General features: G+C 61.4%; 32 protein-coding genes and 1 riboswitch. Of the genes, 22 read left to right on the forward strand and 10 right to left on the reverse strand.

What is annotated here, in order from left to right; genetic code table 11:
* Positions 1 to 80 precede the first annotated feature (80 nt).
* Positions 81 to 314 (reverse strand): helix-turn-helix domain-containing protein, encoded by a 234-nt coding sequence (locus tag VJS46_RS04195; RefSeq protein WP_324058093.1) that lies wholly within the window; start codon positions 312 to 314, stop codon positions 81 to 83.
* Positions 315 to 1095: 781 nt separating this feature from the next.
* Here VJS46_RS04195 and VJS46_RS04200 point away from each other — a divergent pair.
* The 10 genes from VJS46_RS04200 (at position 1096) to ssb (ending at position 8875) form a co-directional block, all read left to right on the forward strand.
* Positions 1096 to 1314, forward strand: coding sequence for a helix-turn-helix transcriptional regulator (locus VJS46_RS04200; RefSeq protein WP_324058094.1), 219 nt, complete (start codon positions 1096 to 1098; stop codon positions 1312 to 1314).
* Between the two features lie 98 nt (positions 1315 to 1412).
* The gene (locus VJS46_RS04205; protein WP_324058095.1) at positions 1413 to 1871 is read left to right on the forward strand and encodes a hypothetical protein; all 459 of its coding nucleotides are present in this window, start codon (positions 1413 to 1415) and stop codon (positions 1869 to 1871) included.
* Positions 1868 to 2842, forward strand: coding sequence for a bifunctional diaminohydroxyphosphoribosylaminopyrimidine deaminase/5-amino-6-(5-phosphoribosylamino)uracil reductase RibD (gene ribD / locus VJS46_RS04210; protein WP_324058096.1), 975 nt, complete (start codon positions 1868 to 1870; stop codon positions 2840 to 2842). Before VJS46_RS04205 ends, ribD begins: the two co-directional genes overlap by 4 nt.
* A gap of 10 nt (positions 2843 to 2852) precedes the next feature.
* On the forward strand, positions 2853 to 3467 hold the full coding sequence (locus tag VJS46_RS04215; protein ID WP_324058097.1) for a riboflavin synthase: 615 nt from the start codon (positions 2853 to 2855) through the stop codon (positions 3465 to 3467).
* A 45-nt stretch (positions 3468 to 3512) separates the two neighbouring features.
* Complete coding sequence (gene ribB, locus VJS46_RS04220; protein WP_324058098.1) at positions 3513 to 4790, forward strand: 3,4-dihydroxy-2-butanone-4-phosphate synthase; 1278 nt, start codon at positions 3513 to 3515, stop codon at positions 4788 to 4790.
* A gap of 18 nt (positions 4791 to 4808) precedes the next feature.
* Positions 4809 to 5231: a 6,7-dimethyl-8-ribityllumazine synthase gene (ribH, locus tag VJS46_RS04225; RefSeq protein ID WP_324058099.1), complete on the forward strand. Its 423-nt coding sequence runs from the start codon at positions 4809 to 4811 to the stop codon at positions 5229 to 5231.
* Between the two features lie 167 nt (positions 5232 to 5398).
* A complete protein-coding gene (locus VJS46_RS04230) occupies positions 5399 to 6061 on the forward strand; it encodes a COQ9 family protein (RefSeq protein WP_324058100.1) in 663 nt (220 codons plus the stop codon).
* A 95-nt stretch (positions 6062 to 6156) separates the two neighbouring features.
* Entirely contained in the window at positions 6157 to 6432 is a 276-nt protein-coding gene (locus VJS46_RS04235; RefSeq protein WP_324058101.1) for a FeoA family protein, read from the forward strand.
* Positions 6429 to 8285 carry a ferrous iron transporter B gene (feoB, locus tag VJS46_RS04240; RefSeq protein ID WP_324058102.1) on the forward strand — a complete coding sequence of 619 codons (1857 nt, stop codon included), beginning with the start codon at positions 6429 to 6431 and terminating at the stop codon, positions 8283 to 8285. The genes VJS46_RS04235 and feoB overlap by 4 nt, the downstream gene beginning before the upstream one ends.
* Positions 8286 to 8347: 62 nt before the next feature.
* Positions 8348 to 8875 (forward strand): single-stranded DNA-binding protein, encoded by a 528-nt coding sequence (gene ssb, locus VJS46_RS04245; RefSeq protein ID WP_324058103.1) that lies wholly within the window; start codon positions 8348 to 8350, stop codon positions 8873 to 8875.
* A gap of 161 nt (positions 8876 to 9036) precedes the next feature.
* Here the strand turns inward: ssb and VJS46_RS04250 are convergent, their stop codons facing one another.
* Genes VJS46_RS04250 through VJS46_RS04265 form a run of 4 tightly spaced genes read right to left on the reverse strand, consistent with a single transcriptional unit; the run spans position 9037 to position 10916 of the window.
* Positions 9037 to 9546, reverse strand: a complete 510-nt coding sequence (locus tag VJS46_RS04250; RefSeq protein ID WP_324058104.1) for a DUF3617 family protein — start codon at positions 9544 to 9546, stop codon at positions 9037 to 9039.
* Between the two features lie 31 nt (positions 9547 to 9577).
* Positions 9578 to 10204 carry an arylamine N-acetyltransferase family protein gene (locus VJS46_RS04255; RefSeq protein WP_324058105.1) on the reverse strand — a complete coding sequence of 209 codons (627 nt, stop codon included), beginning with the start codon at positions 10202 to 10204 and terminating at the stop codon, positions 9578 to 9580.
* Entirely contained in the window at positions 10186 to 10389 is a 204-nt protein-coding gene (locus VJS46_RS04260) for a hypothetical protein (protein WP_324058106.1), read from the reverse strand. The genes VJS46_RS04255 and VJS46_RS04260 overlap by 19 nt, the downstream gene beginning before the upstream one ends.
* On the reverse strand, positions 10362 to 10916 hold the full coding sequence (locus tag VJS46_RS04265; protein ID WP_324058107.1) for a DUF3617 domain-containing protein: 555 nt from the start codon (positions 10914 to 10916) through the stop codon (positions 10362 to 10364). The genes VJS46_RS04260 and VJS46_RS04265 overlap by 28 nt, the downstream gene beginning before the upstream one ends.
* 69 nt (positions 10917 to 10985) lie before the next feature.
* Here VJS46_RS04265 and uvrB point away from each other — a divergent pair, with 69 nt between their 5' ends.
* The 6 genes from uvrB to VJS46_RS04295 are packed head-to-tail and all read left to right on the forward strand — an operon-like array spanning position 10986 to position 15585.
* Entirely contained in the window at positions 10986 to 13169 is a 2184-nt protein-coding gene (gene uvrB / locus VJS46_RS04270; protein WP_324058108.1) for an excinuclease ABC subunit UvrB, read from the forward strand.
* A 47-nt stretch (positions 13170 to 13216) separates the two neighbouring features.
* On the forward strand, positions 13217 to 13660 hold the full coding sequence (locus tag VJS46_RS04275) for a hypothetical protein (RefSeq protein ID WP_324058109.1): 444 nt from the start codon (positions 13217 to 13219) through the stop codon (positions 13658 to 13660).
* Entirely contained in the window at positions 13657 to 13938 is a 282-nt protein-coding gene (locus VJS46_RS04280; RefSeq protein WP_324058110.1) for a type II toxin-antitoxin system RelE/ParE family toxin, read from the forward strand. Before VJS46_RS04275 ends, VJS46_RS04280 begins: the two co-directional genes overlap by 4 nt.
* Positions 13910 to 14230 carry a HigA family addiction module antitoxin gene (locus VJS46_RS04285; RefSeq protein WP_324058111.1) on the forward strand — a complete coding sequence of 107 codons (321 nt, stop codon included), beginning with the start codon at positions 13910 to 13912 and terminating at the stop codon, positions 14228 to 14230. The genes VJS46_RS04280 and VJS46_RS04285 overlap by 29 nt, the downstream gene beginning before the upstream one ends.
* 6 nt (positions 14231 to 14236) lie before the next feature.
* Complete coding sequence (locus tag VJS46_RS04290; protein WP_324058112.1) at positions 14237 to 15007, forward strand: hypothetical protein; 771 nt, start codon at positions 14237 to 14239, stop codon at positions 15005 to 15007.
* A 47-nt stretch (positions 15008 to 15054) separates the two neighbouring features.
* Complete coding sequence (locus tag VJS46_RS04295) at positions 15055 to 15585, forward strand: hypothetical protein (protein WP_324058113.1); 531 nt, start codon at positions 15055 to 15057, stop codon at positions 15583 to 15585.
* Positions 15586 to 16006: 421 nt separating this feature from the next.
* On the opposite strand, the gene VJS46_RS04300 is transcribed toward VJS46_RS04295, so the two are convergent.
* The 5 genes from VJS46_RS04300 to hisB form a co-directional block, all read right to left on the reverse strand.
* Complete coding sequence (locus tag VJS46_RS04300) at positions 16007 to 17035, reverse strand: MBL fold metallo-hydrolase (RefSeq protein ID WP_324058114.1); 1029 nt, start codon at positions 17033 to 17035, stop codon at positions 16007 to 16009.
* A gap of 72 nt (positions 17036 to 17107) precedes the next feature.
* Positions 17108 to 17878 (reverse strand): imidazole glycerol phosphate synthase subunit HisF, encoded by a 771-nt coding sequence (hisF, locus tag VJS46_RS04305; protein WP_324058115.1) that lies wholly within the window; start codon positions 17876 to 17878, stop codon positions 17108 to 17110.
* Positions 17875 to 18612, reverse strand: coding sequence for a 1-(5-phosphoribosyl)-5-[(5-phosphoribosylamino)methylideneamino]imidazole-4-carboxamide isomerase (hisA, locus tag VJS46_RS04310; protein WP_324058116.1), 738 nt, complete (start codon positions 18610 to 18612; stop codon positions 17875 to 17877). Before hisA ends, hisF begins: the two co-directional genes overlap by 4 nt.
* Positions 18609 to 19229 (reverse strand): imidazole glycerol phosphate synthase subunit HisH, encoded by a 621-nt coding sequence (hisH, locus tag VJS46_RS04315; protein WP_324058117.1) that lies wholly within the window; start codon positions 19227 to 19229, stop codon positions 18609 to 18611. The genes hisA and hisH overlap by 4 nt, the downstream gene beginning before the upstream one ends.
* Positions 19226 to 19822, reverse strand: coding sequence for an imidazoleglycerol-phosphate dehydratase HisB (gene hisB, locus VJS46_RS04320; RefSeq protein WP_324058118.1), 597 nt, complete (start codon positions 19820 to 19822; stop codon positions 19226 to 19228). The genes hisH and hisB overlap by 4 nt, the downstream gene beginning before the upstream one ends.
* 82 nt (positions 19823 to 19904) lie before the next feature.
* Between hisB and VJS46_RS04325 the strand changes: the two genes are divergently transcribed.
* The 6 genes from VJS46_RS04325 to VJS46_RS04350 all read left to right on the forward strand — a co-directional run.
* Complete coding sequence (locus VJS46_RS04325) at positions 19905 to 20381, forward strand: SspB family protein (RefSeq protein ID WP_324058119.1); 477 nt, start codon at positions 19905 to 19907, stop codon at positions 20379 to 20381.
* A 145-nt stretch (positions 20382 to 20526) separates the two neighbouring features.
* Positions 20527 to 21921: a class II fumarate hydratase gene (gene fumC / locus VJS46_RS04330; RefSeq protein ID WP_324058120.1), complete on the forward strand. Its 1395-nt coding sequence runs from the start codon at positions 20527 to 20529 to the stop codon at positions 21919 to 21921.
* Between the two features lie 54 nt (positions 21922 to 21975).
* Positions 21976 to 22236 carry a hypothetical protein gene (locus tag VJS46_RS04335; RefSeq protein ID WP_324058121.1) on the forward strand — a complete coding sequence of 87 codons (261 nt, stop codon included), beginning with the start codon at positions 21976 to 21978 and terminating at the stop codon, positions 22234 to 22236.
* A 48-nt stretch (positions 22237 to 22284) separates the two neighbouring features.
* Positions 22285 to 22926, forward strand: coding sequence for a guanylate kinase (gene gmk, locus VJS46_RS04340; RefSeq protein WP_324058122.1), 642 nt, complete (start codon positions 22285 to 22287; stop codon positions 22924 to 22926).
* A gap of 350 nt (positions 22927 to 23276) precedes the next feature.
* Positions 23277 to 23840, forward strand: coding sequence for a hypothetical protein (locus VJS46_RS04345; RefSeq protein ID WP_324058123.1), 564 nt, complete (start codon positions 23277 to 23279; stop codon positions 23838 to 23840).
* A 38-nt stretch (positions 23841 to 23878) separates the two neighbouring features.
* A riboswitch (TPP riboswitch) is annotated at positions 23879 to 23990 on the forward strand.
* A gap of 43 nt (positions 23991 to 24033) precedes the next feature.
* Positions 24034 to 24641: phosphomethylpyrimidine synthase ThiC (locus VJS46_RS04350; RefSeq protein ID WP_324058124.1), on the forward strand; the 608-nt coding region annotated here is incomplete at its 3' end.

Consider the following 24641-nt stretch of genomic DNA (forward strand, 5'->3'; position numbering starts at 1 on the left):
AAAGGGCATGCGGGCGATGGTGGCGGGCAGACCGAATGTGCGCGCCGTCCGCCGCCATCTCCTGCACCCCCACCCGGAAATCAGCCATATTGGGTCGGCAGAATGCCGGCGCGAATGACATAGGCGATCATATGAGCCCGATTGCGGGTCCGCGTCTTGAGGCGGACATTTTCAATATGGCGTTCCACCGTACAAGGTGCGATGTCCAACTCCATTGCCACCTTCTTGGCCGAAAGACCAAATGCGACAAGGCGGAGTACTTCCGACTCCCTGTTGGTCAGTTCAACAGAAGTTGTTGCATCAGCATGCGACATGGCTACCCCCAAATCTGCGCATTACCTGACATTCGCAATGTGACGCAAACGAAGGAAACACTCCACGTCTAATGAAGTGCTGATTTGCGCAGAATCGCAAAAGCAAGGTAAGCTGTTCCAAAAGATTTACCTGCGTACACCCCAATGATCAGGGCATGTACTTACCGCTCTTTGCGACCCGGAGGATGACGAAGTCTTTTTGGCGCCGGACCGTGCTCTCGTCACAGCAACTATATTTCACGCCGGGGCCGAGTCGGGCAATAGCGACACCTTGGCGCATTTTGGACAAGGATAATCCATACGGCCACACAGACGCATAAGCTACTGAGACGCAGAAGGAATCCGGGAACGGATCAAACAGATTATGCGTTTATCCCATGGCAAAAATACCGCCGTATCTGTTTCGTTTTGGGACAGAAACGAACTGACGGACCCCAGCAGTGAATCCAGATGCGGTTATTTCGGGGAATAGAACTAATGTTTTACCTGGCCAGAACTTTTCTGCCGCGTCTTACCACGGCAAATTATCCATGATTATCAAAAGAATAAGCACGGAAAATCGAGCCGGAAACGCAATATATATCTAAGGGTATAAACGAAAATAGTCACAGCTACGATGGAGACGGGCCCGTCTTGGCCATAGAGATTAACTACTCTCCACGCTTGGCTATCGAGTACCCCTGATACAAACTATTCTCCTGACTTCTATGCTTACGCCGGACGTTCACAGGGCATTGCCGGCTTAGGCCCCGGAACTTGCCGGGGCAGGGGGATTGAAACGATGGATGTGGACCAGGACGCCCAGCTTTGGCTGACGCCGCGCGAAGTGCAGGTTCTAACGTGCATTGCGACCGGCCTATCGGCCAAGGAAATTGCCAAGAAGCTCGCTATCGCTCCACGCACGGTGGAGCGCCATATCGATCATATACGCCTGAAGACACGGACCAAAAACCGTTCCCACATGGTGGCCTATGCCATCGCCCATGGGCTGATCGGCTGAAAAGAGACTGCTGCGATCTTGCGGCGGCAAGAGGTTGGACGTCATGCAATCGGCGCGGCCCACTGGCGCTATGAGCTTCCATCCCTTATTTAGCGGCCATGGCTATTCTTCCCCGTCCTGTTTCCCCCAAGCGGGCATGGACCGATCTGCGTGACTATCTGGCCGAAGGACGGCGGCACAAGCTGTTGTTCCTGGGGCTTGCGGCTGCTGCGACCTGGGCGATCATCTGGGGCTTTCTGATCGATTCGAAAACCAACACGGCTCCAGGCCGGCAGATCATCTATATTCAGAACTGGAGCGAAGGCCGGTCCGATGCCGACATCATCGCGCAGCAGAAGATCGACCTGATGAAGCGGCAGGCGGCGATCAAGCGCAAGCAACAGGATTTCCGGAAGGTCGCCGATCAATTCGGCATCGAGTGGCGCAAGGAAGCCGCTGTCGGTGACAAGCGGGAGAAAGAGGCCGTCGACACCTTGATGAAGCAGCTCGACAAGATGGAGGCCGAGGCGAAAGCCAAGCAGAAGACCGCCAAGCCGGAGGCCACGCCGCAACCGTGAACGCGGATGCCCGATATATGGCCGCTGCCATTGCCCTGTCGGAGCGGGGCCGCGGCAGGACGGCGCCCAATCCCAATGTCGGTTGCATCATCGTCAGGAATGGACATGTCGTGGGCCGCGGCTGGACGCAACCGGGCGGGCGGCCGCATGCCGAAGCCATGGCGCTTACCGAGGCCGCAGAGGGTGCGCGTGGCGCGAGTGCCTATGTGACGCTGGAGCCTTGCTTTCATCAATCTCATCGCGGACCTGCCTGCAGCCTTTTGCTGCGGGAAGCCGGGATTACGCGCGTGGTGATCGCGTCGAGTGATCCCGATCCACGGACCGATGGGCAGGGCGCGGCCATGCTCCGCGACGGCGGCGTGGAAGTGATGACGGGCATCATGGAAGCCGAAGCATGCACCGCAATGGCCGGTTTTTTCACACGGCAGCGCCACGGACGGCCGCATGTGACGCTGAAGCTTGCGACATCCCTCGACGGACAAATTGCGCGGGCGAATGGCGAGAGCCAGTGGATCACTGGCCCGCAGGCGAGAGCGCATACCCATCTGGAACGGGCGCGGCATGATTCGATACTGGTGGGCCGCGGTACCGTAGAGGCAGATCAGCCGCGACTCGACGTGCGGCTGCCGGGGCTGGAGAACCGCTCGCCCATGCGAGTGATGCTGGGAGCGGGAAAGCCACCCAAGGGATGGAACGCCATCACTGCGCCTGAGGACATTGCCGGCCTGGCCGGAACCGATTTTTTGATGGTCGAGGGCGGCGCGCGAACCGCATCGGCCTTTATCGCGGCGGATCTGGTGGACCGCCTGCTCCTCTACCGCGCACCCATATTGATCGGCGCCGGCAGGGCAGCGATGGGAGACATCGGCCTTGAAAAACTTGGCGCCGCGCAGGGACGTTGGCGGCTGGCGGGGGCCCGTATGCTGGGCCTCGACCGCATGGAGCTTTACGAGCGCATCCGCGCCGCTTAGGGAATTGGGCATGTTCACAGGGATCATCACGGATATCGGCCATATTGAAGATGCAAAGCAGCATGGCGACCTGCGCCTGCGGATCGCCAGCGGCTATGACATGGAAAGCGTGGACATTGGCGCATCCATTGCCTGTTCCGGCGTTTGCCTGACGGTCGTGGAAAAGGGGCCGGACTGGTTCGCGGTGGATGTTTCGGCTGAAACTGTTTCGCGCTCTGTTCCCGGCATGTGGGCCAAGGGACAGCGCTTGAACCTGGAACGCGCACTGCGGGTGGGCGATGAGCTCGGCGGACATATTGTGACAGGCCATGTCGACGGCATTGGCGCGCTGGTGTCAGCCGAGGCCGAAGGCGATTCGACGCGGATCGTGATCGCGGCACCCCCGGAGCTTGCCCCCAACATTGCGGCCAAGGGATCGATTGCTCTGGACGGGATTTCGCTGACGGTGAACGGCGTGGAGGACCAGGCCGACGGGAGCGTTCATTTCGGCATCAACGTCATTCCGCATACGGCGCAAATGACCACGCTCGACAACCTGCGGGCGGGACGCAGTTTCAATCTGGAGATCGACGTCCTTGCCCGTTATTTGTCGCGCATGCAGCAAGTGCAAAAATCAGCTATGTGAAGCTTGCGCCTTTGTTATCACATTATAATGTGATAATGGGACGGCATGAGCACCGATCTGATCGAAAAACTGCGCGACCTGGTTACGGAAGGCGGCATGTCCCGTTCCGGGCTCGCCCGGGCGGCGGGACTTCACGCCAACTCCCTTCGCCGCATGGACGAGCCCGACTGGAATCCCACCGCCGAGACATTGGGCAAGCTGGAAAGCTATCTGGTGAAACGGGAAGGCGGAACAGCGCTGGCCAGCCCTGAAGAGATCATCAACGAGGCGCGCAACGGCCGCATGTTCATCCTTGTCGATGATGAGGATCGGGAAAATGAGGGCGATCTGGTGATTCCCGCCCAGATGGCTACTCCCGACGCCATCAATTTCATGGCGACGCATGGGCGGGGACTCATTTGCCTGGCGCTGACCAAGGCGCGGGTTGACCAGCTTGGCCTCGACCTCATGAGCCGTAACAATGGCACACGGCACGAAACCGCCTTCACCGTGTCCATCGAGGCGCGGGACGGCGTAACCACTGGCATCAGCGCCGCTGACCGGGCACGGACCATAGCGGTGGCAATCGATTCGTCGCGCGGAAAGGACGACATTGTATCGCCTGGCCATGTCTTTCCACTGGTTGCCCGCAACGGAGGGGTGCTGGTGCGCACCGGCCACACCGAGGCGGCCGTGGACGTCGCGAGGCTCGCGGGCCTCAATCCGTCGGGCGTGATCTGCGAGATCATGAGGGACGATGGCACCATGGCGCGCATGGATGACCTCATTCCCTTTGCACAGAAGCACCGGCTGAAAATTGGGACCATCCGCGACCTGATCGCTTATCGCCGCCGCAACGACCATCTGGTCGAAAAGCGCTCGGAAACCAGGTTCACCAGCCGCTGGGGCGGCGAATGGACGGCGATGACCTTCTATAACAAGGCGACCGGCACGGAGCAGGTCGTGCTGCAAAAGGGGAAGGTAAACCCCGACCAGCCGACGCTGGTGCGCATGCATCAGCTCGCTCCTTTCTCCGATCTTCTGGGAATGGACAGCCCGCGCAGCAAGTTGCTGTCGCGTTCGATGGAAATGATCGGAGAGGCGGGCTCCGGCGTCGTCGTGCTGCTCAATCGCAACATGCCCGATACCTTCACCAAGCTCTTTCGCATTCATGCCGGAATCGAGACATATAATCTGGAGGAACTGCGCGATTATGGCGTCGGCGCTCAAATCCTGGCGGAACTGGGCGTCCACGATATGATTTTGCTCACCAATAGCCATCACAGCCTTGTGGCGCTTGACGGCTATGACCTTGCCGTGGTTGGCGAGCGGCGCATCGACTAACGGCAAAGGGGCAAGATCATGGCCAAATTCCTGATCGTGGAAGCGCGCTTTTACGACCATCTCAATGATATGCTGATCGACGGAGCGCAGACCGCTTTGGAAGAGGCCGGGCATAAATTCGAGGTGCTGACCGTCCCCGGCGCGCTGGAGATTCCGGGCGCCATCTCCATGGCCGCAGAGTCGGGGCGCTATGACGGTTTTGTCGCCATCGGCGTCGTGATCCGGGGGGACACCTATCATTTCGAAGTGGTGTCCAACGAAAGCGCGCGCGGTCTGATGGCGCTGTCGATGGACGGTATCGCCATCGGCAATGGCATATTGACCGTCGAGAATGAGGCACAGGCTCTGGCCCGAGCCGACCGCAAGCATAAGAACAAGGGTGGCGAGGCAGCCAAGGCGGCCATCGCCATGTTCGAGATCAGCCAGAAATTCGCGGGTTGAGGGCTGGGAGCTTGGTGGGGTTTTCATAGAGGAAAACCGTCGTCCCTGCGGGGGGACGACGGTTTGCTTTACGTGGGATGTCCGGCCCCACCAAGCACCCGTCCCCATAATTTGCCTATTCCTTCCCCTCACCCTCTTCCCTACATGCAGTGACAGGGAGACAAGCAATGACAGGCCTGCCGGTCGATCCGACGCTGGACGAAGTGCGTGAATATCTGGCCCCGCTCCTGCCGGGCCAAGCAGCCTTTGACGGGTGGAACCGCGCGGCGCTCCGAAACGCCGCGGCGGAGGCGGGGCTTGATGCGGCCATGGTGGAACTCGCCTTCCCCGGCGGCGCAATGGATATGATCGATGCATGGTTCGCCTGGATCGACCGAGAGATGGAAGGGAAATATCCGCCCGAAACGCTGGCGCCCATGAAGGTGCGAGAGCGGATCACTGCGCTGATCGAAGCGCGGCTCATGCTGCTGGCTCCCGAAAGGGAGGCGCTTCGGCGCGCCCAGGCGATCATGGCCTTGCCGCAGAATCTGGTCGCGGCAACACGGCTGGGATGGCGGGCGGCCGACCAGATGTGGCGTTTGGCAGGGGACGTCGCGACCGATTTCAATCACTATAGCAAGCGCGCCACGCTGGCGGCGGTCTATGCCGCGACCTTGCTCATCTTCCTCGGCGACGAAAGCGAAGGATGGATCGAAACGCGCGGCTTTCTCAGCCGCCGCATTGACGGCATCATCCGCTTTGAAAGAACAAAGCAACAGTGGCGCGCCAATTCAGAGCGCCGGCCCAGCTTGGCGCGGTTCATCGGTCGGCTGCGCTATCCCGCCATTTGATGTTCAAATGGCAGCTAGGACTGGTAATTCCCCTTGGTTATTGATAATCAATCGCAGGGTTTTTCCGCAAATATTCTCTGCCTGAAAGTCAGCAATTGCGTCTCGATCAGTTACCGCTTCGCCAGCCAGCGTCCGTCGACAGCATTCATTGGCCGTCGCTTTCCGATGTCGAAGGGCAACGGCTTCGCGAGCTTGGCGTCAGCGAAGGCGTGACGGTTGAGGCACTGCATCATGGCGGCCTGTTCGGACGCGGCCCCATCGCCTGCCGCGTCGGCCGGATGATCGTCGCCATGCGCCGCCTGCATGCCGCGGCGATCACTGTACGCCCGCTGGACCATAGCAACTTCGACCGGTCGGAAGCGGCGGCATGAGCGGCATTCCGCTGGTTGCGCTGGTTGGCAATCCAAATGCCGGCAAAAGTGCGCTGTTCAACGCGCTGACGGGCGCGCGGCAGAAGCTCGGCAATTATCCGGGCGTGACCGTGGAGCGGAAATCGGGCCGCCTGGCTTTGAACGATGGCCGCCCGGTCGAGCTGGTGGACTTGCCCGGCACCTATAGCCTCAATCCCGCCAGCCCCGACGAGCAAGTGACCCGCGACGTGGTCATGGGCTTGCAGGCTGGCGAGCGGAAACCCGATGCCTTGGTCATCGTGGTGGATGCCGCCAACCTGGACAATCATTTGCGATTCGCGCTGGAACTCATCGCGCTGGACCTGCCGGTAGTGGTGGCGCTCAACATGGTTGACCTTGCAGAGCGGGACGGCCTTGAGCTTGATCCGGACGTGCTGGCGCGCGATCTGGGCGTACCGGTCATCCCCACCGTTGCCGTCCGCAAGCGGGGCTTGGACGCGCTGCGTGAGCATCTTGGCGAGGTCATCGGATCAGGCGGTGCTCGATCGGCCACGGCAGTCGCCCCGGGCAGTTTCTCGGAAGTGCAGGCACGGGCGCGCCGGATAGCCAGGAACGCCATCCGTTCCGAAAAGCCGCGGCGTAGGCTGACCAGCGCAGTGGATTCGGTGGTGCTGCACCCGGTCGTGGGACCCGTCATCCTGGCGGCATTGCTGTTCGTCATGTTCCAGGCGGTGTTTTCCTGGTCGGAGGCGCCGGTCGCCTGGATCGAGGGCTTGGCCGCCTCAGCCGCCGATCTTGCGACGGCGAGCCTGCCGGACGGAGTGCCGCGTTCATTCCTGGTCGACGGCGTCATCAATGGGGTGGGATCGGTCATCGTATTCCTGCCGCAGATCCTGATTCTCTTCCTCTTCATCCTGCTGCTGGAAGCGACGGGCTATATGGTCCGCGCCGCTTTCCTGATGGACGGGCTGATGGCCCGCGTGGGCCTGTCGGGCCGGGCCTTCATTCCGCTGCTCTCCTCCTTTGCCTGCGCCATTCCCGGCATCATGGCGACGCGGACGATAAGCGATCACAAGGACCGCCTCACCACCATATTGATCGCGCCGCTGATGACCTGTTCGGCGCGATTACCGGTCTATGCCGTGATCATCGCGGCCTTCATTCCCAACCGGGAGCTGGCAGGCGGCATCGGGCTTCAGGGGCTGGTGCTGTTCCTGCTCTATGTGAGCGGCATTGCGGGTGCGCTGCTCGCAGCGCTGGTGCTGCGGCGGAGCGTCACCAAGGGCAAGAGCAGCGGTTTTCTGATGGAAATGCCCAAATATCAATGGCCCCGCCCCCGCGACGTGCTGCTAGGCCTGTGGCAGCGGGCCGTCATCTTCCTGAAGCGCGCCGGCACGATCATTTTCGTCTCGACGGTGATCCTGTGGGCACTGCTCAGCTTCCCCAAGCCGCCGCAGGGCAGCGATGTATCGCCGGTGGACTACAGCATCGCCGGGCGGATCGCTGGCGGACTGAATAAAGTCATGGAACCGATCGGCTTCAACCGTGACATTTCGCTGGCCCTCGTCCCGGCGATGGCGGCCCGGGAAGTGGCGGTGTCGGCGCTGGCGACGGTCTATTCCATCGAAAGCGGCGATGAAGCACAAACGGAGCGTTCCCTGACGGAAAGGCTGCAGGGCCGCTGGTCGCTTGCGACTGCCCTGGCCTTCCTCGCATGGTTCGTGTTTGCGCCGCAATGCATCTCGACCATTGCCGTGGCGCGGCGTGAAACCAATGGCTGGCGCTGGCCATTGTTCATGATGGGTTATCTCTTCGCCCTGGCCTATATCTTCGCCGGGATCACCTACTGGACGGCGACTGCGCTGGGGCTATAAGGGGATTTTCCCTTTATGCGGCGCATTTCGCCGCTCCCAATTGCAGGACGACAGGAGACAGCATGGCAGGCAGCGTCAACAAGGTGATTCTGGTCGGGAATCTGGGCGCTGACCCGGAGGTCCGCAGCTTCCAGAATGGCGGCAAGGTCTGCAATATCCGCATCGCCACCAGCGAAAGCTGGAAGGACCGGATGACAGGCGAGCGCAAGGACCGCACCGAATGGCACAGCGTCGCCATCTTCTCCGAAGGTCTGGTCGGCGTTGCCGAGCGTTTCCTTCGGAAGGGCAGCAAGGTCTATGTCGAGGGGCAGCTCCGCACCCGGAAATGGCAGGACCAGAGCGGCCAGGACCGCTATACGACAGAGGTCGTGCTTCAGGGTTTCGACGCCAAGCTGGTGCTGCTCGATGCGCGGGAGGGCGGCGGTTCATCCGGCGGCTTCAGCGGCGGCGGACGGAGCGATGACGGCTGGGGATCGTCGGGCGGCGGCTATGACGATGGCGGCTTTGGCGGCGGCAGCAGCCGCAGCGGCGGTTCGCGCAGCAGCGGGCCGAGCTTCGACAATGACCTGGATGACGAAGTCCCGTTCTGATTTTAGGCAAGTTCGGTTTCCATGATCCGTTCGCTCTGTGCCTGTCGAAGCCGTCCTGAACGACTACCGCAGGCGGGCAGTCGAAGGACGGCTTCCCTCCTCTTCATCAAGGAAGGGCTTCGACAGGCTCATCCAAACGGAAACCGGCTATAGTACCGTCCTCAACTCGGTTTCGCCGCAGGGCAATCCCCCAGGCGCTTTGCCGTCACATCGGCTGACGCCCGAACGGTCGGCTTTCCGTCGGCCGTGAAGGTGCTTTGCTCTGCAAGAATCAGACCCTCGGCGCGATTCGATCCGTCGAGCAGGATATTGAGCGTGCCGCCATCGTCCTTGCAGGTAAGCGTGGCGGAAACGCGGTCGGCGGTGGTCGTCAGATTGTCATAGCTGCAATCGCCGCGATTGACGGCCAGGAAGGCGGGTTCCGGGCGTTCGGCGGTGGCAGCGGTGATGCAGGCCTTGGCGGTGTCGGTTTCGCCCAGCTTCGCCTGATATTCAGCGGCGGTAAGGCCGTCATAATTATAGCCGGTGACCTTGTGGGTGATTTCCCACTCGCCGGGCTGCATCAATGGGGGTTTCGTTTCGGCGGCGGTAGAAGCGGCCTTTTCCTCCCCGCCTCCCCCGCATGCGGCCAGCGGAAGTGCGGCAACGGCGATAAACCAAAGCTTTTGCATTTCACCATTCTCCCCTGTTTGTCATTATGGCTCAGCCGAACAGGCCGAGTGCGGCAACCTCCTCTGCTGACAGCCGGAGGCCAAATATATCGGCCAGCGCGGCGCGATATTCCTCTGGTTCGGTGATCTCCCGCTCCTGTGTCGAGCGGTTCTGCGTGACCGACAAGTGCCGGTCGATGATGCCGGCGCGCCCATCCGCCAGCGCGCGGCTGACGATGCGCAGCGCGGTAAAGCGTGTTCCGGGCCGGGTGCACGTCCAATGATTGGCCATCTCCAGATCGACGAGCTCCACCGGCGTCAGAAGGAAGCTGTACTGGTCCTGCCATCCAGTGCCGCCGTCCCGCTGCAGCACCCATCCCCGCTGGTCCTCTATGAGCCGGTAGAGAATGCCGCCGGGCACCTCCACCGCCCGGCCGGCGACGAGCGGCATGGGCGGCGTGAAGTCCCCGCCAAAGCCCACGTCGGCCACCCAATGCTCCCCGCCCAGCTTCACCAGGTTGAACGTATGTGTCAGCGGCGGAACATCCTCAACCATCAGCCAGACCCGCGCCAACAGCGACCGCACCTCAAAACCGATATGCCGGAGCATGCGAAGGAAAAGCTGGTTCTGCTCAAAGCAATAACCGCCGCGGCGGCGGGTCACCAGCTTGTCGAACACCCACTGGGGATCAGGCTGATGCCACGCCCAAGCGGAATGTCCAGATTCTCGAACGGAATGGCGAGCCGATGCGCCCGCTGAACGGCCAGCAGGCCCTCCCGGTCCGGTGCAACGGTTCCGGTCAGGCCGATGCGATCGAAATAAGCCTGCAGGTCGGTCAGGCGCCCTCTCCCCCAGCCGGGCACTCGCCGATATGGCGGCCGGTTACCTTTGACTTCATAGCCATGCTCATGCCTTGCTGAAAGCCCGACATATTGGTTTCCTGGTTCATCTCATAGCTGTTCGAGCCATATTTGCCAGTCATGCTCATCTGCAGCTTGCCTGGTTGATTCTTGCCGCTGCAGGTCATCGCCGCCTTGATAAGGCCGCCGCTCATGTCGAAGCTGGAATAGGAACAATTGGCGTCCTTCTGGGCTGAAAGGAAATCCGCATTGGGCTTTTCCGCCTGTTCGGGCGTGATGCAGCTTTTTACTGTCGTCTTGCTGCCGATCATATTGTTCATCATGCCCTTCGGTGCGCCGGGCGGGAGGCCCTCCATCTTCACGTCCAAAATCTCGACCGTCGTTTCCCACTGGCCGGGCGTCAGCTTCACCGCCTTGACTTTTTCGGCGACATCCTCGGCGGACATGGGTTTGCCGTCGCCCTCCCCGTTCTTACCGCAGGCGGAAAGCAGCAGAAGGCCGGTCGCGGCGCTTAGGATCAATGCTTTCATGAAATCAGCTCCTCCCCAGGATCGTAACTGTCATTGCGGCCCCCTTTTGCGCTACCATATCAACTGACTATGACGATTCAAATCAGAACCACGCTGGACGAGCCCCAAACCGGCGCGACATTCGTTCCGCACCGGCCGCAGCGCCCCGAAAAAAGCGAGGGCGGGCGCCGGTTCAAGCTGGTGTCCGACTATGAACCATCGGGCGACCAGCCTGCCGCAATTGCGGAACTGGTCGAAACCGCAAATGGAGGCGAGCGGGACCAGGTGCTGCTGGGCGTCACCGGGTCCGGCAAGACCTTCACCATGGCCAAGGTCGTGGAGGCGACCCAGCGCCCTGCCCTGGTGCTGGCACCCAACAAGATATTGGCGGCGCAGCTCTATGGCGAGTTCAAGAGCTTCTTTCCTGAAAATGCCGTCGAATATTTCGTCAGCTATTATGATTATTACCAGCCCGAAGCCTATGTGCCTCGATCCGACACCTATATCGAGAAGGAGTCGAGCGTAAACGAGGCGATCGACCGTATGCGGCACTCGGCCACGCGCGCGCTGCTGGAACGGGATGATGTGCTGATCGTCGCATCGGTGAGTTGCATTTACGGCATTGGTTCGGTCGAAACCTATTCGGCGATGACCTTTTCGATGAAGAAGGGAGAGATAGCCGACCAGCGCGAGATCATCCGCAAGCTCGTCGCGCTTCAGTACAAGCGCAATGATGCAGCCTTTGCACGCGGTGCTTTCCGGGTGCGGGGGGATAGCCTGGAGATCTTTCCTTCCCACTATGAGGATACAGCCTGGCGGATCGGCTTTTTCGGCGATGAAATAGAGGAGATCGTCGAGTTCGACCCGCTGACCGGCAAGAAGGTGGCGAGCCTCGATTATGTGAAGGTCTTTCCCAACAGCCACCATGTGACGCCCGGTCCCACGCTCAAGCAGGCGATGGAGGCGATCCGGCATGAACTGGCCGAGCGGCTGAAAGAACTGACGGGCGAAGGGCGGCTGCTGGAGGCACAGCGGCTGGAGCAACGCACCAATTTCGACCTGGAGATGATCGCCGCCACCGGAAGCTGCGCCGGGATCGAGAATTACAGCCGTTTCCTCACAGGCCGCCTGCCCGGCGAGCCTCCGCCCACCCTGTTCGAATATCTGCCGGAAAATGCGCTCCTTTTCGTCGATGAAAGCCATCAGACAATCCCGCAAATCGGGGCCATGGCGCGGGGTGACCACAGGCGCAAGCTGACGCTCGCCGAATATGGTTTCCGCTTGCCAAGCTGCATCGACAACCGGCCGCTGCGCTTCAACGAATGGGACGCCATGCGCCCGCAGACGATCAGCGTGTCGGCGACGCCTGGCTCATGGGAAATGGAACAGACCGGGGGCGTCTTCAGCGAACAGGTGATCCGCCCGACGGGGCTTATCGACCCGCCGGTGGAGATCAAACCTGTAGAGGACCAGGTCGATGACTTGATCCATGAGGCGAGGGAGACGGCGAAGAAGGGCTATCGCACGCTGGTGACCACCCTCACCAAGCGCATGGCGGAGGACCTTACCGAATTCATGCATGAGGCCGGGATCAAGGTCCGCTACATGCATTCGGACGTTGAGACGCTGGAGCGCATCGAGCTGATCCGGGATTTGCGGCTGGGCGTGTTCGACGTGCTGGTCGGCATCAACCTGCTGCGCGAAGGATTGGATATACCCGAATGCGGGCTGGTCGCGATCCTCGACGCCGACAAGGAAGGTTTCCTGCGATCCGAGACCTCGCTCATCCAGACCATCGGGCGCGCGGCGCGCAACATCGACGGCCGCGTGATCCTCTATGCCGACCGTATGACGGGCAGCATGGAACGGGCGCTCAACGAGACCAGCCGGCGGCGGGAAAAGCAGCTCGCCTATAATGAAGAACATCGCATCACGCCGCAGACCATTCGCAAGAATATCGGCGACATCATCGCCCATGTGGCAAGCAAGGATCAGGTGACGGTCGACACCGGCGTCGACGATCGCCCGCACCTCGTGGGCCATAATCTCCGCGCCTATATCGAGGATCTGGAAAAGCAGATGCGCGCCGCCGCAGCCGATCTGGAGTTCGAGGAAGCCGGACGACTCCGCGACGAAATCCGCAAGCTGGAGGCGGAGGAACTGGGCCTGCCAGTGGAGGAGCGCGTCGCCTCCCCCAAGGGTCGGGCGCACGAGGGCAAGCCCGGAACGCGGAAGCTGCGCTATGGCAAGGTGCAGCGGAAGATGGGGCGGTGACCAACTAATTTATCTGCTATAGTTTCTCTCTCAGATTGGTGAGAAATATGCAGATTGAAATCGATTTTGATGTATTCAAGGCCCTTACCGCATTACGGCGGACTGAGGCGGATACATACAATGCCGTTATCCGACGATTGCTTCAACTTCCCGATCCAATGCAGCAAATTGCAAAAGCACTGCTTGAAGGTCAATCCAATGGCTTGCCCAAAAGAGGACTATCCGGATTGGCAGAACTATTGGTGGAAGGTGTCTGGTTTAATGGAACATACTTTCCGAACGGTACAAAATTGCGCGCAACATATAAAGGGTCAACGTATACCGCTAAAATTGAAGGTGGAAAGTGGATTGACCAAGCGGGTGTAACGCGGAACAGCCCCTCAGATGCCGCCGGCGCTGTTTGTGAGGGAACGAACGTTAATGGTTGGCGCTTTTGGCATGCGCTTCGTCCCGGTGATGTGGAGTGGCATCGTTTGGATGAACTGAGGTGATCCGCTCTTTTGGCGAACCAGAAACTGAGAAAATCTGGAATGGTGTCCGTAGTCGCCAACTCCCATCTGATATTCATCTGCGCGCTTTCCGTAGACTGAAAATGCTTGATGCGGCAAATGACCTCGACGACCTGAAAAACCCGCCCAGCAATCGGCTTCACGCGCTGACTGGCGACCGGGCAGGCCAACACAGTATTTCCATTAACATGAAATGGCGTATATGCTTCGTCTGGAAGGACGGTGACGCATATGACGTCGAAATCACGGACTACCACTAATCCCGACTGGCTGCCTAATGAGCATGCCGGGGAAATGCTGGTGTCGGAATTCATGGAGCCGCTGGACCTCTCAGTGGAGGAACTGGCGCGGTTGATTGCTGTTGCACCTGACCGGCTTCTGTTGGTGATCGATGGGGTGCGCCCGATGGATGCCGAGCTTGATCTTCGGCTTACACGCTATTTCCGGATGTCGGAAGGTTTCTTCCTTCGCCTGCAAGATCGATATGAACTGCTGGCGGCGAAACGGAACCTGGGTTCCGAACTCGATCGTATCGTTCCCCGCGCCGCCTGACGCGCCATGATGACCCCCGAAATGATGGAAGCCCTGCTGATCGCTGAGGCGGCTGAGGGGGAGCATTGCCAGGCGGGGCTCAGGCGGATGATCCTGCCGCCGCCGGTGGCGCTGGCCGGGACGGGGCTCAGCGATGCCGAGGACGGGCTGCTCGCGAAGATGGATGAGCGGACGGTTTTCATGATGGGTGACAATCCCGCCCTGCCCAAAATGCCGGAACGGCCGCGGCTGCTCGATTTCTTCAGGCACCGTTTTGGAGGGCTTACCGGGCGCCATCTGCTGACCTCTGCCAAGCGGGCGCTGGACGACGGGCTGGATGAGAAGATCGTCCTGGCCTGCCTTCTCCATGACATGTCCAATGGCTGCCTGATGCGCGCCGATCATGGCTATTGGGGGGCGCAGTTGATCGCCCCCTATGTCAGCGAGGAAATCGCCTGGGCGGTGCAATATCACCAGTGCCTGCGCTATTTCGCCGATCCAAGCGTCGGCTATGACTATCCGGAAAGCTATTACCGCTTCTTCGGCCGCGACTATGTGCCGCCCGCCTATATCCGCCGCGATGCCGAATATGCGCGCGGCCATCGCTGGTACATGAGTGCCCGGCAAGTGACGCTTTACGACATCTACTTCTTCGATGAGGGCGAAGAAATAGATCCCGAAATCTTCACCGGCATCATCGGCCGGAACTTCCGCGAGCCGGAAGAGGGCCTGGGCTTTGACGGATCGCCTGTCGCTCATATGTGGCGGACGATGATCTGGCCCAATAATTTCCTGTAGCGATTTGCGGTTGAGCGTCAGGGACTTGGCGGGCATAAGCAACCGCCATGCGCCTCATCCTTCCCTCGCTGATGCTGCTGGCGGCCCTTGGTGGTTGCGTTGCGCCAAAGTCCCCTCCGCCGCCTGCGCCGAAACCTGCTCCGGCACCTCCGCCTGCCGCCGCCGCCGCTCCGCCGCTTGGGGCCGACTGGCGGAACTGGCCGATGACGCCGGGCGACTGGAGCTATGTTCAGGATGCGAACGGGCCAGCGGCTTCCTTCGGACGCCCCGCCATGCAGCCCGACTTTGCCGTGCGCTGCGACCGGTCCAGGCGCCGGATCACCCTGTCGCGAGCTGGAACGCTGCGCACAGCGGCCCAACTGAGGGTCCGCACGAGCTTCGGCGATGCCACCTGGGCGGCGCAAACGACCGCCAGCAACCCGCCCTATGTCGTGGCAGAACTTGACGCCATGGATCCTGCACTCGACCGGATGGCGTTCAGCCGGGGGCGCTTCGTGGTCGAGGTGAGCGGGCTTCCCTATCTCGCCATGCCGCCCTGGGCGGAATTCATCCGGGTAATTGAGGATTGCCGCGGCTGATCGCCACAGCGAGCCCATTGAAATCATGGAAAAGTGCAGCGCCAGGGCAGCGGCGCGAGCGCATTATTATGATTCGAAATTATATTTTTACAAGCCTTGATCACCGACTCGGAATGATTCACACATAATGTGTCACCAGATCGAAAGAGCCGGTGACACCAGTTTCAACATAGCGAAAGGAGGTGATCCGATGTCTCATGGTTCAGCAAGGGGGTCGGTCAAGTCCATTCGGGGAGCTCGCTGCTAAGCACGGATTTCCGTCGCTTCTAGCGCGGTATCAAGCTTTCCGGAACGGCACTTCCGGCCGCTGACCATGTTGAAGGGCCGTCGGCGCAAAGGCGCTGGCGGCCCCTCTCATTTTTAACGAATTATCTCAAAGCGGTCGCGCGCCCCACGGCGGCCAAGGCAGGGGAACAGGCCCTCACTCCTCCATGGCGTAGCCCGCCTCACGCCAGGCCTTCATTCCCCCGTCGAGCGCAATGGCCCGGCGGAAGCCCAGATCCCGCAGCGTGGCTGCGGCCAGCGTCGAGATCTTCCCGAACTCGCAGCAGGCGATGATTTTGGCAGTGGGGTCTGGAAGCTCACTGTTCACCCGAAGCTCGAGCTGACCGCGAGGAAGGTGGACGGCGCCCGGAATGTGGCCCGCCTGGAATGCTTCTCTTTCGCGAACATCAAGCACCACGATATCCCGGCCGTTGCCTCCGATGCGGCTATTGAGCTCCTCCAGCGACATGAAGGGCACCTTGGCCGCCGCTTCGGCGAGCAGTTGCGCCACCGTCCTGCCTCCGCTCATATTGGTGCGGAGCGCCTCGGTGAGGTGGGTGGGCGCCGCCAGGTCCAGATGCTCCATCATCTCGACAAAGGCCGCCCGCTCGCGCTTCTGTAAGCGGGGATTCTCGGCGAGCTCTGCGCCAATGGTGGAATGAGAACGGCCCTTATAGTCATGCGCCGGGAACACCATTGTCTCAGGCGGCAGCTTGAGGAGCCTGTCGAACAGGCTTTCGAAAAGTGCGTTCGGATCGCCGGTCGGAAGGTCGGTGCGGCCCGTGCCGCCGATCAGCAGCGTGTCCCCCGTAAAAACGCGGTCCGCCATCACGAGGCACAGGGAATCGCGGGTGTGCCCAGGGGTATGCAGCGCCTGCAACCGTAACTCGCCAAGGATCAGCATGTCGCCATCGTCCAGCCGCATGTCCGCATAGGGCGCGGGGCTGAGGCGGTGCATAACGACCGGGGCATGCAGCAGCCGCCCCATTTCCCGGCTGGCTGAGAAATGATCGGCATGCGTATGGGTGTCGGCCACATAGCGGACATGCACGCCCAATTGGTTCACAAGCCCCAGATAGCGGTCTATTTGCGAAAGTTCGGGATCAATGAGCGCCGCTGCCCTGCTCGTCTCGCAGCCAATCAGATAGGACTGGCAGCCACCGGTAACGATCTGTTCGAAGATCATGGCCCGCTCCTTTGAAAAGGGGGAGCGAAGTATAGCTGAAGGACGGACAGGCGGCCAGCGGACCTTATCTGATCAGGCCGCGGCGGACCTGGTCGCTATTCCCGCCGCCGCGAGGGCGGCATGCGCCTCAGCTATGCTGTGCTGGCCGAAATGGAAGATGGAGGCGGCCAGCACGGCGCTGGCATGCCCCTCAATGACGCCGTCCACCAGATGCTGCAGCGTGCCCACGCCCCCGCTGGCGATTACGGGCACGGACACGGCATCTGCGATCGTGCGGGTAAGCGCCAGATCATAGCCCTGCCGTGTGCCGTCTCCATCCATGGAGGTGACGAGCAGTTCCCCCGCGCCCAGTTCCGCCAGGCGGACCGCATGCTGAAGAGCGTCGATGCCGGTTTCCCGGCGGCCGCCATGGGTGAAGATTTCCCAGCGGCCCTCACCCACCCGCCGTGCATCGACGCTGCCGACCACGCACTGGCTGCCGAAGCGGTCGGCCAATTCGGCGACCACTTCCGGTCGGGCCACGGCAGCGCTATTGACCGCCACCTTGTCCGCCCCCGCAAGCAGCAGCGCGCGCGCATCCTCTACGGAGCGGACGCCGCCGCCGACGGTCAGCGGCATGAAACAAACTTCGGCTGTGCGCCGCACCACGTCCAATATGGTGCCCCGCGCCTCATGGCTTGCCGTGATGTCAAGAAAGCAAAGCTCATCCGCGCCCGCCGCGTCATAGAGACGGGCCTGTTCCACCGGATCGCCAGCGTCGGCCAAATCGACGAAGTTCACGCCCTTGACCACCCGGCCATTGGCCACGTCCAGACAGGGGATTATTCGGGTACGGACGGTCATGTTGCCGCCGCCGCCACCGCCAGCGCGGCTTTCAGGTCCAGCCGTCCGTCATAAAGCGCGCGGCCAGTGATCACGCCTTCGATGCCGTCCTCGACATGCAGGCTGAGTATGCGAATGTCGCTGATCCCCGCAACGCCGCCGCTGGCGATCACGGGAATGTCCGTTGCGCGGGCAAGGTCGACCGTCGCCTGCACATTGCAGCCCTTGAGCAGCCCATCGCGGCCCACGTCGGTAAAGAGCAGCGCAGCTACGCCCGCATCCTCGAAGCGCCGGGCCATGTCCACGACCGGCATGTCGGATTTCTCCGCCCAGCCCTCCGTGGCAACAAAACCATCGCGCGCATCCACGGCGACCACGATGCCACCGGGGAAATCGCGGGCGGCTTGCTTTACGAATTCGGGGTTCTTGAGTGCCGCAGTGCCGATGACCACGCGGGAAACACCCAGGTCGAACCAGCCTTCGACTGCCGCCCGGTCCCGGATGCCGCCGCCAAGCTGCACATGGCCAGGGAAAACGTCCAATATGCCTTTCACCGCACCGGCATTGACGGCCTTGCCCGCAAAGGCGCCGTCCAGATCGACGACGTGCAGGAACCCTGCGCCTGCTTCAGCGAACAAGGCCGCCTGATGCGCGGGATTGTCGCCATAGACCGTGGCCCGATCCATATCGCCTTCGGCAAGGCGCACAACCTGACCGCCTTTGAGGTCAATTGCAGGAAAAACGATCAGACTCACGGATGCCACTCCAGAAACCGGCTGAGGAATTGAATGCCATAGGACTGGCTCTTTTCCGGATGGAACTGCACGCCCATGATATTGTCGCGGCCGACCGCGGCCACCAGCGGACCGCCATGATCGGTTCGCGCCATGACGTTCGCTTCGCTCGCGGCATCGAAATGATAGCTGTGCAGGAAATAGGCTTCGCCCGAATGCAGCAGCGGATGTTCGCGGACGAGCGTCACATCATTCCATCCCATATGGGGAATCTTGATGGCCGGATCGGCGCGTTCGATGAGCCGCACCGTGCCGGCTACCCAGCCCAGCCCCTCATGGCTGCCATGCTCCTCACCGCGCTCGGCGAGCAGTTGCATGCCGACGCAGATACCGAGAAAGGGGACGCCGCGCTCCAGCACAGCCTCTTCCATCGCCTCCACCATACCCGAAACCGCACGAAGCGCATCGCGGCAGGCCGCGAAAGCGCCCACCCCCGGCAGCACGACGCGCGACGCGCCGCGCACCAGGGCGGGATCGCTTGTCACCTCGACATGCGCCGCGCCAGCCTTTTTCAAGGCATTATAGACGGAGTGGAGGTTGCCCGCGCCATAATCGACCAGGGCGACGATGCCGGTCATTGCCCGCCCAACGTACCCTTGGTCGAAGGAATGCTGTCGGCCTTGCGCGGATCGATCTCGACCGCAACGCGCAGGGCACGCGCCAGCGCCTTGAAGCAGCTTTCGATGATGTGATGGTTATTAACGCCGTAGAGATTTTCGACGTGCAGCGTGATCCCCGCCGCTCCCGCAAAGCTGTGGAACCAGTGCTCGAACAGCTCAGTGTCCATCTCGCCCAGGCGCGGGTTGGAGAATTCGGCCTTGAAGACCAGGAAGGGACGACCGGAGATGTCCAGCGCGCAGCGGGTCAGCGTCTCATCCATCGGTGCATAGGCCGATCCATAGCGCGTGATGCCCTTGCGATCGCCCAACGCCTTCGCCACCGCCTCGCCAATGGCAATGCCGGTATCTTCGGTCGTGTGGTGCTGGTCGATGTGGAGATCGCCCACCGCCCTCACTTTCAGGTCGATGAGCGAGTGGCGGGAAAGCTGCTCCAGCATATGGTCAAGAAAGCCGATGCCGGTCGAAATTTCATATTCGCCGGTGCCGTCGAGATTCACTTCGACATCGATCGACGTTTCCGCCGTCTGGCGATGGATTTCCGCGCTGCGCATGGCGATCCCTATAGCGGGAGAATCATTCGATGCAATAACGTGGGCGCTTGACGCACCCAATGCCTTCGCTACGAAAGCAAGCATGAGTGACGACCTGCCCGATAGCCTGATTCCCTATGACGAGATCGTACAGGAGGCGCTGCGGGCAGTGGTCGGCCGCGTTCTGGGCGAGATCGAAGCGTCGGGCGGGCTTCCAGGCTCCCATCATTTCTATATCACTTTCAAGACTGCAGCGCCCGGCGTTTCGATACCGAAACATCTTTCGGAACGCTTCCCCGATGAGATGACCATCGTGCTTCAGAACAAGTTCTGGGACCTGAAGGTCGATCATTCAGGCTTTGAAGTAAGCTTGACCTTCAACCAGGTTCCGGCGCAGCTCGTCATTCCCTTCTCTGCCATCACGGCCTTTGTGGATCCCGCAGTGAATTTCGCGCTCCAGTTCCAGGTTCAGGGCGGCGGCGAAGAGCCCGAGCCGCATGAGGAAGCCGAAAACGACGCGCCAACACCGGCTGAGGACGGCTCGAACGTCGTGACGGTGGATTTCGGCAAGAAGAAATAAGGATCGGGGCTGGCAGTCAATTGGGTCTATGCCCACATTGACCTTACCGATCCGTTCGCCCTGAACTGTCGAAGGGCCTTCTCCCCTGAAAAGGAAGGCCGATGGGCTTGGTCCGAACGGGCATTGGAACGCCGGAGGCCCCGTCATGTCCGAGACGCGCATAGAAACCGACTCCATCGGCGCTATTGAGGTCCCGGCAGGCGCCTATTGGGGTGCGCAGACCCAGCGCAGCATCGAGAATTTTCCCTTCGGCCGGTCCGAACGCATGCCCATCGGCATCATTCATGCGCTAGCGATCGTCAAGCAGGCCGCCGCCCGGGTGAATGGTCATCATGGCATGGACAGCAAGATTGCCGTGGCGATCGAGGAGGGCGCCATTGCCATCCGCTCCGGCGAACTGGACGACCAGTTTCCGCTGGTCATCTGGCAGACGGGTTCGGGCACCCAATCCAATATGAACGTCAACGAGGTGATTGCTGGCTATGCCAATGAGCAACTGACGGGCAAGCGCGGGGGCAAAGAGCCGGTCCACCCCAATGATCATGTCAATCGGGGTCAGTCATCCAATGACAGCTTTCCTGCCGCGATGCACATTGCTGCGGCCGGAGCGTTGCATGGACAGTTGCTTCCGGCGCTCACCAGCATGCACAGCCGCCTTTCCGAGCAGGCGGATCGATGGGCGGGCATCGTCAAGATCGGCCGCACGCACCTTCAGGACGCGACGCCGCTAACGCTGGGGCAGGAGTTTTCCGGCTATGCGGCTCAGATCTGCGCCAATATTGAGCGGCTTTGGGACGTGCAGCCGCGCCTGCATGCACTGGCGCAGGGCGGAACGGCCGTGGGTACGGGGCTCAACGCTCCCAAAACTTTCGACGAGGACATGGCGCGCGAAATCGCCGCCATTACCGGCCTTCCCTTCACGGCGGCGCCCAACAAGTTCGCGGAGCTTGCCGCGCACGACACGCTGGTCGAGCTTTCGGGCGTGCTCAACACCTTGGCCGTTTCCCTGACAAAGATCGCCAATGACATCCGGCTGCTGGGTTCGGGGCCGCGCTCAGGCCTTGGCGAGCTTATGCTGCCCGCCAATGAGCCGGGCAGTTCGATCATGCCCGGCAAGGTCAATCCCACCCAGTGCGAGATGCTGACCATGGTCGCCGCGCAAGTGATCGGCAATCATGCGGCCGTCACGGCGGGCGGCATGCAGGGGCATTTGGAGCTCAATGTCTTCAAGCCGCTGATCGGGGCCAATGTGCTCCGCTCGATACAGTTGCTCGCCACGGGCGTGGACAGTTTCGTGGAGCGAACGCTCGATGGCCTGCAGCCTGACCGCAGCCGCATTTCGGAGCTTGTCGAACGCTCGCTGATGCTGGTGACCGCCTTGGCGCCCGAAATCGGCTATGACAAGGCGGCAAAGATCGCAAAACACGCCCACGACAAGGGCCAGACCTTGAAAGCGGCGGCGTTGGAGCTTGGCTTTATCGATGCCGCCACCTTTGACCGGCTGGTGCGGCCGGAAAACATGGTGGGGCAGAAGGAGTGATTGCCTGGGCGAACGCCGCCCCTATATTGCCCTCAACAGACAGGGGAGGAAGCATTGGTCCTGCACAAGATCGCCACCGCGGTTCTCGCCAATCATGTGAAGTCCGAAACGGGCAAGGCCGGGGCGCTGGGCATGCTTGCCGGACTGGCGGCCACCACCTTGCTGCGCCGCTCCGTCCCCGGTGCGGTCGTCATCGGCGGCGTGGTCGTTGCACGCCAGCTCATTAAGATGAAACGCAGCGCCGACGCTCGCCGGGCCGCGGAAGCCGAGGGCGAAGCCGCGGAAAAGGTAGCCCGCGAACAGGACAGCGTGTAAGTCGCGTCACCCCTTGACCTCACCCCATGCCTTGCGTCACTAGCGGTCATGGCAATTACCGATCCGCCCGCCCGCCGCGGCCTGTTATTCGTCCTTTCCTCGCCCTCTGGAGCGGGCAAGTCCACCATTGCGCGCAAGCTGCTCGGCGCCGACGATCATATCGCTCTTTCGGTTTCCGCCACCACGCGGCCGATCCGCCCCGGCGAGACGGATGGAGTCGATTATCATTTCGTCAATGAGCAAGCCTTCAAGGAAATGGCCGCCGATAACGCTTTCCTGGAATGGGCGCATGTCTTTGGCCATCGCTACGGTACGCCCAGGGGACCGGTGGAGGAATCGCTTGCCTCTGGTCGGGACGTCCTCTTCGACATTGACTGGCAGGGCGCGCAGCAGCTCTTTCAGCAGGCGGGCGGGGATGTCGTCCGCGTCTTCATCCTGCCGCCCTCGATGAAGGAGTTGGAACGCCGCCTGCGCTCCCGCGCCACCGATAGCGACGAGGTCATCGCCGCCCGCATGGAACGCGCCGCAGCGGAAATCGGGCACTGGGATGGCTATGACTATGTGCTCATCAATCATGACCTTGAGGCCTGTTTCGAGCAGGTAAAGACCATCCTCGCCGCCGAACGCCTCCGCCGCAGCCGCCAGACGGGACTGATCGGCTTCGTGCGGAGCCTGACGAAGGGCGCTTGAGGGACCGTTTGGCCCGAAGGACAGGCTGTTTCCCTCTCCCATAGGGAGAGGATATGGAAGCTTGGCTGCCTGCCAGCCTAGCCGGAGTTGGTGAGGGGTTGCGCCCCATCAGGAGCAGGGAACCCCTCGCCCAACTGCGGCTAAGTCCGACTGCGCCGGCCTAAGTCTGCGTATCCAGTGTAAAAAAAAAATGGACATGCCCCCAGCATGTTCATTTTTCACACTCCCTCTGGAGAGGGGGGCAAAGAAGGTCGCCTGACGCAAACAACCACGCCGCTCGCCGGTCCAACCCATTGACGTGGCGCCCCTTCTGCCTCACCCTCCCTCCACAACATCAGGAGGGAATGCCCATGGTCCGGACGATCCTTGGCGGCATCGCAGGCGGCTTTGCCATGTATGTGGTGGGGTTCATCTTCTGGGGGACACCGCTTAGCCGCATCGCCCTTTCAAAGACCGGCGACCTGGAATCCGCCACCATCCAGCAGGCGCTTGCCGCCAATCTGACCGAAAGCGGCAGCGGAAGCTATCCCATTCCCTGGCCCGGCACGCCACAGGGCACGACGCTTTACGGCAGGGGTCCGACCGCGATGGTGCATTTCAACACCAGCGGCTTCCCGGTCATGGACAGCGCGGCGCTGCTCGCCGGGCTCATCCTTGCCATTGTGTCGGCGCTCATCATCGCCTTCGCGCTTCGTACCGTCGGCCATTATTTCGCGGATTTCGGGCTGAGGGCGAGGCTGGTAGCCGCCTTTGCCGTGGCGATACCGCTTTACATCCATATCGGCCAGCCGATCTTCAACCATGCCCCCTGGCCCTATTTTGTCTACAGCTTCGTCTGTGACGTGCTGGGTTTCCTGGCGGCGGGTCTTGTCATCGCGCGATGGTTCCTGCCGAGGTCGGTCGCAGTGGAATAAATTCGCTCTTTCCCCGGAGGCGCATTGTCCCTACAGTGCGCCCATCCCCGGGGGACCGTCCACAGGCGGTTGAGAGGCGGCTGACGTGGCCGCGACCCGCTGAACCTGATCCAGTTGACACTGGCGGAGGGAGCGGAAGCATAGCCGGTCCGCCGGCGAGCAAGCCGCTCTACCCGCCCAAGGAGATAGAGCGATGGCAGATATTCCGGCGCGCACCGAACTCAAAGTCACCACCGGGCCCATTCGCGGCAGCCGCAAGATTTATGTCGGCGAGCGCAAGGTTGCCATGCGGGAAATCTCCCTCGATGGCGGCGAACCGCCGGTTCGGGTCTATGACACATCGGGTCCCTATACCGATCCTGAAGCCCATATCGACATCATGGCCGGCCTGCCAGCCCTGCGCCGTGACTGGATCGTCGGCCGGGACGATGTGGAGGATTATGCCGCGCGCGATGTTAAGCCGGAAGATAATGGCCTGAAAGGTCCCGATCGCGCCGCGGGCGTCGCCGCCTTCCCCAATGTCGTCAAGCGCCCGCTGCGCGCCAAGCCCGGCATGAATGTCTCCCAGATGCACTATGCCCGGCGCGGCATCATCACGCCGGAAATGGAATATGTCGCCGAGCGCGAAAATCTCGGCCGCGAACGGCTGAAGGAATATGTGCGCGACGGGCAGGACTGGGGCGCCTCCATCCCCGACTATGTCACCCCCGAATTTGTCCGCGATGAGGTAGCTCGGGGCCGCGCCATCATTCCCAGCAACATCAACCACCCCGAATCCGAGCCGATGGCGATCGGCCGCAA

The organism is Rhizorhapis sp., assembly GCF_035276005.1.
Classification (GTDB): domain Bacteria; phylum Pseudomonadota; class Alphaproteobacteria; order Sphingomonadales; family Sphingomonadaceae; genus Rhizorhapis.

What these genes read in the sequence shown, in the direction of transcription:
- VJS46_RS04275 (WP_324058109.1), top strand. Translation starts at nt 13,217, where the DNA reads ATGCAGATTGAAATCGATTTTGATGTATTCAAGGCCCTTACCGCATTA.
- hisF (WP_324058115.1), bottom strand. Translation starts at nt 17,878, where the DNA reads ATGACCGTCCGTACCCGAATAATCCCCTGTCTGGACGTGGCCAATGGC.
- VJS46_RS04200 (WP_324058094.1), top strand. Translation starts at nt 1,096, where the DNA reads ATGGATGTGGACCAGGACGCCCAGCTTTGGCTGACGCCGCGCGAAGTG.
- gmk (WP_324058122.1), top strand. Translation starts at nt 22,285, where the DNA reads ATGGCAATTACCGATCCGCCCGCCCGCCGCGGCCTGTTATTCGTCCTT.
- uvrB (WP_324058108.1), top strand. Translation starts at nt 10,986, where the DNA reads ATGACGATTCAAATCAGAACCACGCTGGACGAGCCCCAAACCGGCGCG.
- hisH (WP_324058117.1), bottom strand. Translation starts at nt 19,229, where the DNA reads ATGACCGGCATCGTCGCCCTGGTCGATTATGGCGCGGGCAACCTCCAC.
- ssb (WP_324058103.1), top strand. Translation starts at nt 8,348, where the DNA reads ATGGCAGGCAGCGTCAACAAGGTGATTCTGGTCGGGAATCTGGGCGCT.
- VJS46_RS04205 (WP_324058095.1), top strand. Translation starts at nt 1,413, where the DNA reads ATGGCTATTCTTCCCCGTCCTGTTTCCCCCAAGCGGGCATGGACCGAT.
- VJS46_RS04215 (WP_324058097.1), top strand. Translation starts at nt 2,853, where the DNA reads ATGTTCACAGGGATCATCACGGATATCGGCCATATTGAAGATGCAAAG.
- feoB (WP_324058102.1), top strand. Translation starts at nt 6,429, where the DNA reads ATGAGCGGCATTCCGCTGGTTGCGCTGGTTGGCAATCCAAATGCCGGC.
- VJS46_RS04250 (WP_324058104.1), bottom strand. Translation starts at nt 9,546, where the DNA reads ATGCAAAAGCTTTGGTTTATCGCCGTTGCCGCACTTCCGCTGGCCGCA.
- VJS46_RS04195 (WP_324058093.1), bottom strand. Translation starts at nt 314, where the DNA reads ATGTCGCATGCTGATGCAACAACTTCTGTTGAACTGACCAACAGGGAG.
- VJS46_RS04290 (WP_324058112.1), top strand. Translation starts at nt 14,237, where the DNA reads ATGATGACCCCCGAAATGATGGAAGCCCTGCTGATCGCTGAGGCGGCT.
- VJS46_RS04345 (WP_324058123.1), top strand. Translation starts at nt 23,277, where the DNA reads ATGGTCCGGACGATCCTTGGCGGCATCGCAGGCGGCTTTGCCATGTAT.
- ribB (WP_324058098.1), top strand. Translation starts at nt 3,513, where the DNA reads ATGAGCACCGATCTGATCGAAAAACTGCGCGACCTGGTTACGGAAGGC.
- VJS46_RS04300 (WP_324058114.1), bottom strand. Translation starts at nt 17,035, where the DNA reads ATGATCTTCGAACAGATCGTTACCGGTGGCTGCCAGTCCTATCTGATT.
- VJS46_RS04295 (WP_324058113.1), top strand. Translation starts at nt 15,055, where the DNA reads ATGCGCCTCATCCTTCCCTCGCTGATGCTGCTGGCGGCCCTTGGTGGT.
- VJS46_RS04285 (WP_324058111.1), top strand. Translation starts at nt 13,910, where the DNA reads ATGACGTCGAAATCACGGACTACCACTAATCCCGACTGGCTGCCTAAT.
- fumC (WP_324058120.1), top strand. Translation starts at nt 20,527, where the DNA reads ATGTCCGAGACGCGCATAGAAACCGACTCCATCGGCGCTATTGAGGTC.
- VJS46_RS04230 (WP_324058100.1), top strand. Translation starts at nt 5,399, where the DNA reads ATGACAGGCCTGCCGGTCGATCCGACGCTGGACGAAGTGCGTGAATAT.
- ribH (WP_324058099.1), top strand. Translation starts at nt 4,809, where the DNA reads ATGGCCAAATTCCTGATCGTGGAAGCGCGCTTTTACGACCATCTCAAT.
- hisB (WP_324058118.1), bottom strand. Translation starts at nt 19,822, where the DNA reads ATGCGCAGCGCGGAAATCCATCGCCAGACGGCGGAAACGTCGATCGAT.
- VJS46_RS04325 (WP_324058119.1), top strand. Translation starts at nt 19,905, where the DNA reads ATGAGTGACGACCTGCCCGATAGCCTGATTCCCTATGACGAGATCGTA.
- VJS46_RS04265 (WP_324058107.1), bottom strand. Translation starts at nt 10,916, where the DNA reads ATGAAAGCATTGATCCTAAGCGCCGCGACCGGCCTTCTGCTGCTTTCC.